The following is a 12,595-nucleotide window of genomic DNA, read 5'->3' as shown; positions in this document are numbered from 1 at the left end:
GGACGGACGTGGAGTGGTGGTGGGTGGCTGCCGCCGTGACGCTGGGCGGCGCCGGGGTGGTGGCCGCCGGTTTCCGGCAGGCCGACGACTCGCCGCGGCGGCTGTCGGGGCGCTCGCAGCGCGCGGCGCGCGGCCTGTCCGTGGTGCTGATCGGCGTCGCGGTGCTCTTCGGGCTGCTGGTGGCGGTGGGCAAGTTCCTGATCACGACGGGGAACGGCGGGCTTTGAGGTCGGCCAGCAGCCGGTGCTGGTGCCGGTGGCCGACGGTCTCGTAGGCGACGACGTTGACGTACGGGGCGAGCATCACGACCAGCAGGCATGCCGCGACCGGCGCCCCGAGCACGGCCATCAGCACCGCCGCGCCCAGCACCACCAGGGTGAGCGAGACCAGCATGAGGTGGAAGAAACCCCTGGCGGACAGCAGCAGCAGGTGCAGCGCCTTGACCACGATCACGTAGAGACCGGTGGGCAGCGCCAGGGACAGCACGACCGCGAGCTCGCTGATCGCCGCGTCGTGCTCCAGGTACAGCCCGGCCACGTGCAGCCCGGCGCCGGCGCCCGCGATACCGGCGAACACCGGGATGTGCCCGTAGCCGAAGAGGTACCCGGTGGTGCGCCGGTACGCCAGGATGTCGCCGAAAGGTGTGAGGAAGTACACCCACCACATGCCGAAGGTCAGACCGATGCCGGCGACGACCACGGCAACGGCGTTCGCCGACCACTCGGTGCCGTCCGGACCGCCGAGAAGGCCGCGGGAGGAGGCGACGGTGCCGACGACGACCTCGCCGAGGGTGATGATCGCGAAGAGGCCGTACCGCTCGGCGACGTGGTGCGGGTGCCAGGGCGTCCCGCCCGCACTGCCCTGGGTGAGCACCGGAATCAGCAGCTCCAGCATGGTGAGCACCGCGTAGGGGACGAAGACCTGGGTGAAGGTCAGCCCGGTGAACCCCACCACGAGCCAGCCGGCCTGGGCGATCGTGGTCCACCGGATGCTGGCCGTCCCCACGTCGCGGTACTGGGGAGACTCCCGTGCCGCCCGCCACCACTGCGCGACCATCGCGATCCGCATCACGACGTAGCCGATGACGATCGCGCGGATCTCCAGATGGCCGCCCTCTTCCACGGAGTGGAACATCGCCGGCAGGCCGAGCGCGAAGACGACGACCCCGATCATCTGGAGCATCGTCAGCGAGCGGTAGAGCCAGTCGTCCGTGCCGAACGCGGACGAGAACCAGCTGAAGTTGATCCACGCGATGCTGATCGCGAACATCGCCAGCGTGAACGCCGTGACCGCCCGCCCGGCCAGACCGCCGGCCGCCAGCTCGGCGAGGAAGTGGGCGGAGGTGCCGACGGCGGCCACGAAGGTCAGGTCGAACAGCAGCTCCAGCGGCGTGACGGCCCGGCCGCGCTCGCCGGGATCACGACCGGTCATCGGCACCCGGCCGTGTGCCACCCGCCCGCCCCCGGCGGCGCGTGCGGAGTCCGTCATGGCCCAAGATGATGCCCCATCAGGCGCCCGTCGCCGCGAGGACTCGCGCGGGGCACCCGGGACGCGTACGCCCGCTGCCCTACGGGCCGAGCGGCGCGCCCGGCACGCGCGGCGGGATCCGCCTCCGAGGCCCCACGACACTCCGCAGGCCCCATTGACACCAACCCAAGTCCCGCTAGCCTCGATGCACGACCACGTGACAACGATGTCAGGCGCGTCGGGGGCGCGTCCACACCGCGAAGGGGCAGCATCGATGGGCACCGCCGCACAGCACCGCACCCCTCTCTCCCGCCGCCGGCTGCTGGCAGCAGCGGCCGCGGCGTCCGCCGCAGGAGCCGGCGCCCTCGCGCAGGCCGGGCCGGCCCAGGCCCTGCCGGGCCCGGCGGCGCACCCCGCGACCGCGGTCCGCGTACCCGCGGGGCCGCACGCCGCGCGTCAGATCCGGGCCGAGTTCCTGCACGCCTGGAACGGCTACCGCGCCGCCGCCTGGGGCCACGACGAGGTCAGGCCCGTCTCCGGCACGTCGAGCGAGTTCTTCGCCGAGGGCCACCCCGTGGGCCTGTCCATCATCGAGGCCCTCGACACGCTGTACGTGATGGAGCTGGACGACGACCTGACAGAGGCCGCCGACTGGCTGGAAGCGAACCTCGACTTCGACATCGACGCGGACTTCCACGTCTTCGAATCCATCATCCGGCTCGTCGGCGGGCTGCTCGCCGGCCACCTCGTCACCGGCCGGCAGTCGCTGCTCGACCAGTGCGTCGACATCACCGACCGGCTGCTGCCCGCGTTCACCAAGTCGCCCACCGGCATCCCGTACACCCGGGCGAACCTGCACACCGGCGAGGTCCACGGCACCACGCCGCCGCTCGCCGAGATCGGCACGAACATCCTTGAGTTCGGGATGCTCTCGAAGCTCACCGGCGACGGGAAGTACTACGAGGCGGCCAAGCGCGCCTACCGGGCCGTGCTCGACCGGCGCTCCTCGCTCGACCTCCTCGGCACCCGGCTCGACGTCGAGACCGGGCGCTGGACCGACCCGACGGACCAGGGTCCGAACCCGCCGGTCGACTCCTTCTACGAGTACCTGTGGGGTGCGTGGGAGCTGTTCGGCGACCGGGACTGTCTGCGCTGGTGGCGGCTGCTCAACGGCGCCATGACCGAGCACCTTGTGGAGGAGTGGGACGGCCATGTCTGGTACCGCCAGGTCGACTTCGCCACCGGCGAGACCACCGGCCGGCGCCAGTCCGAGCTGGCGTCGTTCTGGGGCGGCCTGGTCGCCAAGGGCGGGGACCGGCGCCTGGGCGAGCGCTACCACCGCTCGTGGGAGTCGGTCCTGCAGCGCTGGCCGGTGCTGCCCGAGGAGATCGACTACAGCACCATGACCCCGACCTCGCCGGGCAACCAGTTCCGGCCCGAGTACGTCAACGGCGCCTTCGACCTGTACTGGCTGACGAGGGACGACTTCTACCGCCGTACGGCGTGGCAGTACTTCGAGGGCATGAAGGCCCACGCCCGTGTCCCCGGCGGCTACACGATCCTGGAGGACGTGACGACCTCGCCGATGCGCCAGGGCGACCTGTTCCCCGCGTACGCCTTCGCGGAGAACTTCAAGTACCTGTACCTGATGTTCGCGCGCACCCCCCGCTTCGACGGGGACGACTACGTGCTGTCGACGGAGGGCAAGATCCTGCGCGGCCTTCCCCGGCGCAGGTGAGAGCGGCCGGGGCCCGCCCTCCGCAGGACGGGCCCCGGCACACCCGGCGGCGTCAGGCGGCGTAGCCCTTCGGCGGGATGAGCGTGGCGAGCTGGTCGAAGGAGAGCCAGTAGATCTGGTTGCCGCCGAAGGACGCCGGGTCGGCGATGAGGACGGTGCCCTGGGCGTCGTCGTAGCCGATCACGGTGAAGTAGTGGTAGATCGTCTGGTCCGGCGGGTAGCCGGGCGGCTGGTTGCCGGGCGGGGCGACGATGTTCGCGACGACGGGGTAGCCGTTGTCGATGTCGAGCACGACGTCCTGCCACAGCAGGTCACGCTGTGCCTGCGTGGGCGGGTCGTTCGGCATCTCCTTCGTCTCGTACCAGCCGGTGCCCAGGTTGGCGTTGAGGACGCCGGTGACCTGGCTGATGTGGTCCGTCCCGGCCTCGGTGGTGCCGAGCTGTGCGGCCAGGTCGGCCTGGCCGGGCGGGGCGATGCGCGCGGACAGCGCGATGCGGGTGGCGGCGGGGCCGCACCAGTAACCCGTCTCCTGGACCTGGTAGTCGACGTCCAGGGTGCGCGCCGCCGCGGTCCGCTCGCCGTCGATGTGCAGCCGGGTACCGGGGCGGTTGTGCCCGCTGACGACGGCGGTGCCCGAGGCCGTGCCGTGCTCCAGTACGGAGGCCACGGCCGGTCCCGTGCCGGGTGCCGGCCGGGCCTGCGCCGGGGCGGCGAACACGGCGCAGGCGGTGGTGGCCGCGAGCGCGGTGGCGAGGGCGATCGGTACCGGGCCCGGGCGGGGCGAGCGTGGCGTGCGGGACAGGTGCATCGGGACTCCTGAGGTGGGGGGTTTGCGGGTGGGGGGTGGTGCGCGTACGGCTGCTCTGCCTGTACGCGTCAGGGTGACGCCTTGCGCAGCCGGGCGAGGATGCCGACGAGGTCCTGGCGGAACATCTCCGGGCGGAAGACGTGCCCGCCTGCCTCCTCGCGCCACTCGTGCGGGATGCCCGCCCCGGCGAGGGCGCCGCGGAACTCCCGCTGGCCGGCGAGCACCTGGGTCTCGTTGGCCGTGTCGAACCAGTTCACCGGGTCGGGGCTGGTCCCGGCGACCAGGAACACCCGCTTGTCGCGGTAGCTGCCGAGGCGCTCCATCGGGTTGTCGGCGCTGACCCGCGCCTCGTCCCACAGCGGCGCGCCGTAGACGGTGCCGCCGGCCAGCTCCACGGCCGCCGACGACAGGTTCGCCCAGTGCACGACGAGCCCGGCGTCCCGGCGCAGGCTCGCCGGGCCGGAGTGGGAGCTGACCGAGGCGAAGTGCCCGTAGTACTTGGCCGCGTACTTCAGCGCACCGAAGCCGCCCATCGAGAACCCGCCGACGGCGCGGCCGTCGTACTCGGCGTAGGTACGGAAGTTGGCGTCGATCCACGGCAGCAACTGGGCGATGTGGAACGTCTCCCAGTTGCGCGGCCCGGCGTTGGAGGAGACCGGGTTGGAGTACCAGCCGGCGTGGCCGCCGTCCGGCATCACGACGATGACGCGCTTGCCGGCGGTCAGCGCGCGGATGCCGAGCCGGTCGAACTGGATGAAGTCCGCGTCGGTGCCGCCGCCGTGCAGCAGGTAGAGCACCGGATAACGCAGCCCGCTGTCGTGGTAGCCGTCGGGGAGCAGGACGTTGACGCCGGGGTCCCAGCCGATCGCGTCCGTCGCGAACCGGTAGTACCACATCCGCGGGTCGGACTCGTTGCGGTCGACGATCCGCAGGCCGAAGCCGTCGTCCGCGGCGCCTGCCGGCGCAGCCGAGGCGAGGACGCCTGCGCCGCCGGCGGCCAGCGCCGCCGTGAGGCCGCCCGCGGCCTTGAGAACGCGTCGGCGGGTGGGACGGATCTCGCTCACCATGACCTCCTGGGCCGTGTCGATACCTGACTCCGGGCCGGGGTCCGCCGGCCCGGGTTCGTCGCGTCCGTGTCCGGCCACGGATCGTAGGCGGGGGCCCGCCGCGCGGCGGGGAAGGCTTTTCCGGCTCGGTCGAAAAGCCCACGGCGCGCGCCGCCGCGGGCGCCGCGGGACGGTCGTCGATCCCGCGTCGTCTCCCGGGGCGGGGGCGGTACGGAGGGCGGTGCGAGTCGTTCGCGGGGCCGCGCCGCCCGCGTGCCCCGCGCTGCTCCGTCCGTCCGGCAACGGCGAGGACACCTGCCTCGGGCCCCCACGGCGCGTGCGCCCGGGGCCGCCACCGCCGAAGGCGGGCGGGAGACGGGCGACAGGCCCTAACCTTCGGGGATGGCCGGCACGCTCCGTATCCACTTCGGTGACCGCGACTTCCGGCACGTGCAGTTGACCGGGACCGCCGATCCCATGTGGGAGGCGATCCTCGGGCTGCACGTGCTCAGCACGCCCCCGGCCCGCCTGCCCGCCCGGCTGCGCCCGTGGCGGCGGCGTGCCGCAGCGCGGCTGCACGGCGGCGAACTGCGCGCCGCCTGCCGGCTGCTGCGGGACCTGGCGCCCGCCGACGCCGCGTACTTCCCCGACTTCCTCACCCCCGTCGAGTCCGAGGAGGGCCTGTCCGCGGCGCTGGAGACGCTCCTCGCCACGCCGGGCCGGCGACTCGCCCGCGAACTGCGCGAGGCCGCCCGGCACCGGCCGCTGCCTGCCTGGACCCGGCGGCTCGCGGCGGGGGACCGGGCGCAGCTCGCCCGGATCGCGGACGCCGTACGGCAGTTCCACGCGCGGCTGATCGTGCCGGAATGGAGCGAGGTGGAGGCCACGATCGCCGCGGACCGCGAGTGGCGGATGGCCGCGCTGGACGGCGGGATGCCCGCGGTGCTGGGCACGCTGCGGCCGTTCCGGTGGCGCGACGGGGTGCTGTCCGCGCCGTATCCGGTGGACTACGACCTTCGGCTGCGCGGCCGGGGCGTACGGCTGATCCCTTCCTTCTTCTGCCACACCGCGCCGATCGCCGTCGCCGATCCCAGCCTGCCGCCGGTGGTGGTCTATCCGGTACGCCGCCACCCGGAGACGCCCGGCCCCGTCCGGCCGCCGGCCGCGCTCGCCGCGCTGCTCGGCACCGCCCGCGCCCGGGTGCTCGACGCGCTGGCCGCCACCGCCACCACCGGGTCCGTGGCCGCCCGCCTCGGCATGCCGGCGTCGACCGTGAGCGGTCATCTGACGGTGCTGCGCGGCGCCGGCCTGGTGTGGAGCGAGCGCGCGGGCACACACGTGGTGCACCGGCTCACCGCCCGCGGGCGGCACCTCCTCGGCCGCTGACCCCCGGTGGGCTCACGCGTGCCCTGCGAGGAAGTGGAAGCCGGGACGGGGGTGCATCAGGAAATTGTGGTGCGAGATGTTCCAGGCGTACGCGCCCGCCAGCGAGAACACCACCAGGTCCCCGGCGCGCAGCCCCGCCGCCGCCACGCCCCGCGCCAGCACGTCCTTCGGCGTGCAGAGCTGCCCCGCGACCGTGACCGACGTCCCGCGCGCCGCCGGCCGGGGCCACCGATGCGGCCACGGGCGGGGCCCCGGGTGGACGGTGCAGGGCTGGTCATGGCCCTTGGCCGCGGGGGTGCGCAGGTGGTGGGTGCCGCCGCGGACCACGGCGAACTCCTCGCCATGGCTGCGTTTGACGTCCAGCACCTCGGTCGCGTACCAGCCGCAGTATGCGGTCAGCGCCCTCCCCGGCTCGATTCGGAGCGTCAGCCCGGGGTGTTCCGCGGCCAGTTCCGCCAGCCCCGCGCCGTAGCCGCGCCAGTCGAACCGGTTCTCGGGGGCCGCGTAGTCGACGCTCATCCCCCCGCCGACGTCGACCTCCAGCCCGGACGCGTCGAGCCCCGCCCGTGCCGCGAGCCGCAGCGTCCCCGCCACCACCGCGCGCGCCACGCCCAGCAGCCGCGGCGCGTCGAGCCCGCTGGCCAGGTGCGCGTGCACGCCGCGCAGCCGCAGCCGCGGGTAGGTACCCGCGGCGAGCAGCCGCGCGGCCTCCTCCGCGTCGGCGGGATCCAGGCCGAAGGGGGACGGGAGGCCGCCCATCGCGAGCGCGCTGCCCGCCAGCGAGCCGTCGGCGACGGGCATGTTGACCCGCAGCAGGACGTCCGCTCCCGCGTCTGGCGCGTCGCCCGCGGTCTGCTCGCCGAGCAGGTGCAGCTCGTGCAGGCTCTCGACATGCACGCGGTGCACACCCGCGGCGCGTGCGGCGGCCAGCTCCCCGGGCGTCTTGCCGGGTGCGCCGAAGGCGAGGCGCCGGCCGGGCACGGCGCCGGCGACGTGGGCGAGTTCGCCGCCGGAGGAGACCTCGTAGCCGTCGACGTACGGCGCGAGCGCGGTCAGAACCGGGGGTTCGGGGTTGGCCTTGGCCGCGTAGTACAGCTCGACGGACGCCGGCAGGGCGGCACGTACGGCCGCCGCGTGGATGCGCAGGGCCGCCAGGTCATAGACGTACGCGGGCAGTTCCTCGGGTGCCAGAGTCGCGAGGAGGTCCAGTACCGCGGGGGTCGGGTCGGTCAACGGGGGCTCCGGCGAAGCGAGTCGGGTCCGGGTGCGGCAAGGGGGTTCGGCAGGTGGACGTAGCCCGCCTCGCGGTCCGCGCGCCGGCCCCAGCGGGTGAGCAGGTTGGCCTTGGCGGGCAGCGGCGCCCCGGCGAGCAGGGCCCGCAGCCGGGGCGGGTCGCCCAGGTCGCGGGCACAGTCCAGCAGCACCGCGCGTACCCGTGCCCACAGCGCGGCCTCGGCACGCGGGTGCAGGTCGGCGAGGACGGCGAGCATGTCGGCGATGTGGTTGACCAGCAGGCAGTACACCACCCGGTGCCAGCCGCGCGTCGCGTCGTACGTCATCGGCCCCGCCACCTGCGCGGGCAGTGCGGCCAGCGCCCCGGCGTGCCTCTCGGGCAGCAGCTTGGTGCCCTCCAGGTCGCGGAAGACCACCTGTGCCGGCATGCCCTCGGGGTCCACGCACAGCAGCACGTTCTGCAGATGCGGCTCCAGCACCACGCCGTGGTCGAAGTAGGCGGCCAGGACGGGCGGGACGAGCAGCGCCAGATAGGCCGACCACCAGTCGAGGGCCGTCTGCGGGTGGGCGGCGGCCGGGAGCCGGGAGAGATGCGCGGGACCCGTCGGGTACTCGTCCGCGACGGCACCGGCGAGCAGCGGGGTGACGCCCGGGTGCAGCACGCCGGTGAGCCCGTCGCGGACGATCACCCCGAACCCTTCGAGCAGCGCCGGATCCGGCGTACCGGCCGGGCCGGGCAGCGCCAGGGTGCGGTAGGCCGGTTCGCGCAGCAGGGCGGCGGCGGGGTGGCGGGCGGCGAGGGCGTCGAGCGCGGGGCGCAGCAGCCGGGTCAGGGCGACGGCACCGGAGAGCTCGTAACGGGAGTTCTTGCGGACGCAGTTGGTGATGCGCACGTTGAGGCTGAACTTCAAGAACCCCTCCCCGGTGTGCAGCGTGCGCACGGAGGCGGTGGGGGTGCACGGCGGGCCGCCGGTGCCGAGGTCGAGGACGTCCCCTCGGCCGAGGGCGGCGCGCAGCGCCGGGTGGCCGGAGAGGAGTTCATGCTGCCAGGGGTGGACGGGCAGCAGGCGGTAGCCGTCGGGGACCGGGCGGAGCCGGTCGAGCGCGGTGGCGGCGCCGGGGCGTGCGGTCTCCTCGGCGGCCAGGTGGGCGCGGACCGCGAGATGGCGCAGCGGGAAGGCGGCGCCGGCCTCGGGGGCGTAGGCGGACCAGGCGGCCGTGCCGCCGTCGCGGGCCTTGGGCGTGGGGTGGAAGCGGTGGCCGAGGGGGAGTGACTGCTCGGAGTGCAGATACGCGGCGAGCGGCCCGGCGCCGGCCGTGGGAGCCGGCCGATCGCGCAGGGCGGCCAGCGCCGCCGACGTACCGCGGTGGCTGGCGGCGACCTGCTCGGGGAACTCGTCGTTGCGCACGCCCGTACGTGCCGTCAGCTCGTCCTGCACGTGCTCGGCGAGCCGGCGCCAGCCGATCTGCGCCCAGTCGCCGTCGCGCCACTCGGCGACCGGTCCGCGGAAGCGGTGCGCGCCCAGCAGCGAGGCGCGGCGCAGCGCGACGCGCAGCAGCACGCCGCGCCTGGACAGCCGCAGCAGCAGCCGGCCGCCGTCGACGGTGGCCTGCCCCTCGGGTCCGCAGACCTCGCGCAGCAGGCAGTTGAGAAGGGTGTGCGCCACGGCCTCGTCGGCGGTGGGCGGCCGGGCGGGCGAGGCCGTCGCGGGCACGGTGGCGGGTGAGGCGGTGAGGGGCATCAACGGTTCCAGCCGGGGCGGGGTGAGGGGGCGGACGGGTACGGGGCGGTGTCGTGCGGCGCTGCCGGGGAGGGCCCGGCGCAAAGGTAGTTCGGGCCGGTGGTGTAGTGCTTGTTGATGTCGGCCGCCCCCGAGCGCTCCTTGGCCAGCAGCGTCCCGGCGCTGACCATCGCCTTCACCGGCAGGTGCCCGGCGCGCAGCACGTGCGTGCGCAGTACGCCCCCCGGTTCGCCGGGCCCGGTGCCGAGCCGGTCGACGGCCTCGGCGAGGCGGTCGCGTACGAGGGCGAGCAGGGCGGCGAGCGGGGCGCGGCCGTGCCGGGCGAGGCCGAATGCGAAGGCGCCGGCGCACAGGTGGACGGTGATCGTGGCGAAGACGTCGGCCACCGGCCCGTCGCCGTCGCACAGGGTGCGGGCGTCGGCGAAGTCACCGGGGCCCGGTGCCCCGGGCCCGAGGGCGGCGCGCAGCCGCGCGAGGTGGATGCGCGGGCCGTCGTCGTCCTTGAACAGCAGCCGGACGCGCGGGCGGCCGTCCGCGGTGCGGTCGGGCGGGTCGAGGACGAGCGAGACGTTCTGCTGGTGCGACTCCAGCGCGATGCCGTAGCCGAACAGCGTGGTCTGGAAGTCGAAGAGGAGGGTGAGGAGGTCGTCGAGGAGGGCGAGGTGGTCACCGCCGTGGCAGCGTTCGGCCAGGTGGTCGACGACGAGCCGGCCGCCGGGCGCGGGGGCCGCCAGGGCGGCCAGCGGGACGACGAGGGCGCCGTCGAGGCCGGAGGGCTGGCGGCGGCACAGCGCGGCGAGGAGGTCGTGGCCGGCATGCGCGTAGGCGGTCTCGTCGGCGTGCAGCACGGTGCCGCGAAAGCGCGGCTCGCGCCGGACGACCTCCTCGACAAGCCGCTGGACGGTCGCACCGTCGGCGAGGGTGGCGGGCTTGATCGTGCGCCGGTTGCGCAGTCCCAGGGTGGCGGTGGCCAGCGGGAGCTTCAGGTGCAGCCGGGGGTCGGCGGCCGAGGCGACGGTGCGCATCGACAGGGTCGGGAGCACCTCCAGGTACGGCTCCGGGGCGAGGGCTGCCCGGCCGGCGAGGCCCGCGGCGCGCAGCGCACCGTCCAGCGGTCCGCCGGCGGTCAGCGGGTGGACGGGCAGGGCGAGATGGGTGTGGTCCAGCGCGGCGGGCAGACCGAGGGCGGAGGGGGCGGGCCAGCCGGCGGGCGGCCCTTGCGCGGCGGCGGGGGCCAGGGCCCCGCGCAGGGTGAGGGCGTCGCGCGGCAGGGCGAGCCAGCGCAGGGCGAAGCGGGGGTGGAACTCCGGGGCATAGGCACGCAACTGGGCAGCGCCGAGGCCGGCGCGTCCGCGCGAGGCCGGGTAGACGGGGTGGTCGAGGCGGGCGGCGAGCGCGTCGTAGGCGAGCGTCCCGGCGTGGCCCCTCCAGCGGGCCGGGTCCGGCCCGTACCGTGCGGCGAGCGCCGCGGCCGTCCCGTCCCAGGTGGCGGTGTGCAGGCGCGCCGTGGCCAGGCTCTGCCGGCACTCCGCGGCGAAGTCGGCGAAGCCGCCGCGGTCCTCGGGCGCGGCGTGCCCGGCGAGTGCCGCCAGGACGGCGTCGAGCCCGGTGACCTCGCTGACCCGGCCGCCGGTTTCGCGTAGCAGCAGCGGCAGGCGCGCGCCGTACGCGCCCTGGAACCCGTCCGGCGCGACGGGCAGCAGCAGCGCGCCCGGCCCGGCGGGGTCCACGAGGCGCAGCCAGCGCCCGTCCGCCCGCTCGTGGACCGTCGTACGGGTGCGCAGCCCCGCCACGTCCTCGCGCAGCAACGCGCTCAGCACGCGCAGCGTCAGCTCCGTCTCCTCGCCGTCCACGGGCTCCGCTGCGGCCCCGCTCACGGCGTGATCTCCCAGCGCTGCGCGGCCAGGAAGCCGGCCACCACCCGGTCCACCCGCCGCTGGTCCGTGCCGATGCCGCGGGCCACGCCGAGGAAATCGCGGTTGGTGCGGTGCAGTTCGTGCCGCTCGCCCACTGCGCGCAGCGGGCGGTACGTCAGCTCCACCCCGTCCACCACCTGGTCGGCCGGCCCCGGCGCGGCGGTCAGCGTCCCGGCGGAGCGGGCGCACGGGTACGACAGCCGCGCCCGCCCGTCCGTCCGTACCTTCAGGTCCGTGGGCAGCGGCTCGCCCAGGTGCGTGCGCAGGATGTGCGCGAAGAGCGGGACACCGAGCAGCCGGGCGAGCAGCAGGTCGCACTGGTCGCCGATGGCGCGGTAGTTGACCTCCACGAGCCGCGCCCGGCCGGAGCTCACCACGAACTCGGTGTGACAGGCGCCGAATCCGACGCCGAGCGCGTCGAGCTGCGCGAGCACCTGGGCCGTGACCCGCGCGGGGTGCGCGGGCACGTAGGACATGCTCTCCTCGATGAAGTACGGCGGCGGTGACAGCTCGGTGTGGAAGCCGCCGAGGAGGTGGCGTACGCGGCCGTCGCCCAGCGTCTCCAGGGTGTACAGCTCGCCGTCCAGGAACTCCTCGACCACCAGGGCCTCGCCGGGCCGCCGTGCCCGGATCTCCGCGCACCGCCGTACCAGCTCCCCCTCGTCGGCGGCCAGCACCACGTCCTCGCTGGCGACGCCCTCGCGCGGCTTGACCACGCACGGGTACGGCACGTCCAGTCCCGCCGGGTCCGCTCCCGGGGGCAGCTCCGCCGCGCGCACCGGGTCGGCGCCGGCGGCGGCGAGCCGGCGGCGCATCTCCGCCTTGTCCTTGGTCGCGAGGGCGGCCCGCCAGCTCTTGGCGGGCAGGCCGAAGTAGTCGGCGGCCAGCGCGGCCTGCGTCTGCAGGTGGTCGCTGTTGGTGAACACCGCGTCGGGCCGGTGGTGGGCGGAGATGCGGCCGATCACGGCGCGGAAGTCGCGCACCTCGCAGCCCAGGGTCTCCGGTTCCGGGGCGCGCCGCCGGTGGGCGCCGGGCTGGTCGCTGAGCACGGTGACGTCGAGGCCGAGGCGGCGCGCGGCGGGGAGGAAGCCGTCCGTGACCGAGTCGGTGGGGTTGCGCGCCAGCAGATATAACCGCACGGAATCCTGACCTGACACCTTCCTGGATGCACCCGCCACCGGCGGCAGAGGTAAGGCTTACCTTACTCTGTCGATCACCCGTCGGTGCACGGGGTGCGCAATCCGGCCGGGCGCCGCTGT

At 74.9% G+C, this 12,595-nt stretch carries 10 protein-coding genes; 3 read left to right on the top strand and 7 right to left on the bottom strand.

All coding sequences use genetic code 11. The annotated features are described in order from the left end of the window. The first annotated feature begins 23 nt into the window (after positions 1 to 23). On the top strand, positions 24 to 227 hold the full coding sequence (locus tag I003_RS0106725; RefSeq protein WP_486584118.1) for a hypothetical protein: 204 nt from the start codon (positions 24 to 26) through the stop codon (positions 225 to 227). Here the strand turns inward: I003_RS0106725 and I003_RS0106720 are convergent. Next, a complete protein-coding gene (locus I003_RS0106720) occupies positions 202 to 1,488 on the bottom strand; it encodes a low temperature requirement protein A (RefSeq protein ID WP_027770814.1) in 1,287 nt (428 codons plus the stop codon). The genes I003_RS0106725 and I003_RS0106720 overlap by 26 nt on opposite strands. A gap of 253 nt (positions 1,489 to 1,741) precedes the next feature. Here I003_RS0106720 and I003_RS0106715 point away from each other — a divergent pair, with 253 nt between their 5' ends. Next, on the top strand, positions 1,742 to 3,205 hold the full coding sequence (locus tag I003_RS0106715; RefSeq protein WP_027770813.1) for a glycoside hydrolase family 47 protein: 1,464 nt from the start codon (positions 1,742 to 1,744) through the stop codon (positions 3,203 to 3,205). Positions 3,206 to 3,257: 52 nt separating this feature from the next. On the opposite strand, the gene I003_RS0106710 is transcribed toward I003_RS0106715, so the two are convergent. Then, positions 3,258 to 4,013 carry a C39 family peptidase gene (locus I003_RS0106710; protein ID WP_027770812.1) on the bottom strand — a complete coding sequence of 252 codons (756 nt, stop codon included), beginning with the start codon at positions 4,011 to 4,013 and terminating at the stop codon, positions 3,258 to 3,260. A 68-nt stretch (positions 4,014 to 4,081) separates the two neighbouring features. Further along, on the bottom strand, positions 4,082 to 5,080 hold the full coding sequence (locus I003_RS0106705) for an esterase family protein (RefSeq protein WP_037720261.1): 999 nt from the start codon (positions 5,078 to 5,080) through the stop codon (positions 4,082 to 4,084). 381 nt (positions 5,081 to 5,461) lie between these two features. Here I003_RS0106705 and I003_RS0106700 point away from each other — a divergent pair, with 381 nt between their 5' ends. Then, positions 5,462 to 6,445: a helix-turn-helix domain-containing protein gene (locus I003_RS0106700; protein WP_027770810.1), complete on the top strand. Its 984-nt coding sequence runs from the start codon at positions 5,462 to 5,464 to the stop codon at positions 6,443 to 6,445. Between the two features lie 12 nt (positions 6,446 to 6,457). Here the strand turns inward: I003_RS0106700 and I003_RS0106695 are convergent, their stop codons facing one another. Genes I003_RS0106695 through I003_RS0106680 form a run of 4 tightly spaced genes read right to left on the bottom strand, consistent with a single transcriptional unit; the run spans position 6,458 to position 12,475 of the window. Continuing rightward, positions 6,458 to 7,678 carry a type III PLP-dependent enzyme gene (locus I003_RS0106695; RefSeq protein WP_027770809.1) on the bottom strand — a complete coding sequence of 407 codons (1,221 nt, stop codon included), beginning with the start codon at positions 7,676 to 7,678 and terminating at the stop codon, positions 6,458 to 6,460. After that, positions 7,675 to 9,420, bottom strand: coding sequence for an IucA/IucC family protein (locus tag I003_RS0106690; protein ID WP_027770808.1), 1,746 nt, complete (start codon positions 9,418 to 9,420; stop codon positions 7,675 to 7,677). The genes I003_RS0106695 and I003_RS0106690 overlap by 4 nt, the downstream gene beginning before the upstream one ends. Next, entirely contained in the window at positions 9,420 to 11,297 is a 1,878-nt protein-coding gene (locus I003_RS0106685; protein WP_027770807.1) for an IucA/IucC family siderophore biosynthesis protein, read from the bottom strand. Before I003_RS0106685 ends, I003_RS0106690 begins: the two co-directional genes overlap by 1 nt. Then, positions 11,294 to 12,475: an ATP-grasp domain-containing protein gene (locus I003_RS0106680; RefSeq protein WP_027770806.1), complete on the bottom strand. Its 1,182-nt coding sequence runs from the start codon at positions 12,473 to 12,475 to the stop codon at positions 11,294 to 11,296. Before I003_RS0106680 ends, I003_RS0106685 begins: the two co-directional genes overlap by 4 nt. Positions 12,476 to 12,595: the final 120 nt, after the last annotated feature.

The organism is Streptomyces sp. CNQ329 (assembly GCF_000482585.1).
This window is presented reverse-complemented; position numbering and strand designations above follow the sequence as displayed.

Excerpts from the sequence above, each read along its gene's own strand:
- I003_RS0106720 (WP_027770814.1), bottom strand. The coding sequence starts at position 1,488 with ATGACGGACTCCGCACGCGCCGCCGGGGGCGGGCGGGTGGCACACGGC.
- I003_RS0106715 (WP_027770813.1), top strand. The coding sequence starts at position 1,742 with ATGGGCACCGCCGCACAGCACCGCACCCCTCTCTCCCGCCGCCGGCTG.
- I003_RS0106710 (WP_027770812.1), bottom strand. The coding sequence starts at position 4,013 with ATGCACCTGTCCCGCACGCCACGCTCGCCCCGCCCGGGCCCGGTACCG.
- I003_RS0106705 (WP_037720261.1), bottom strand. The coding sequence starts at position 5,080 with ATGGTGAGCGAGATCCGTCCCACCCGCCGACGCGTTCTCAAGGCCGCG.
- I003_RS0106700 (WP_027770810.1), top strand. The coding sequence starts at position 5,462 with ATGGCCGGCACGCTCCGTATCCACTTCGGTGACCGCGACTTCCGGCAC.
- I003_RS0106690 (WP_027770808.1), bottom strand. The coding sequence starts at position 9,420 with ATGCCCCTCACCGCCTCACCCGCCACCGTGCCCGCGACGGCCTCGCCC.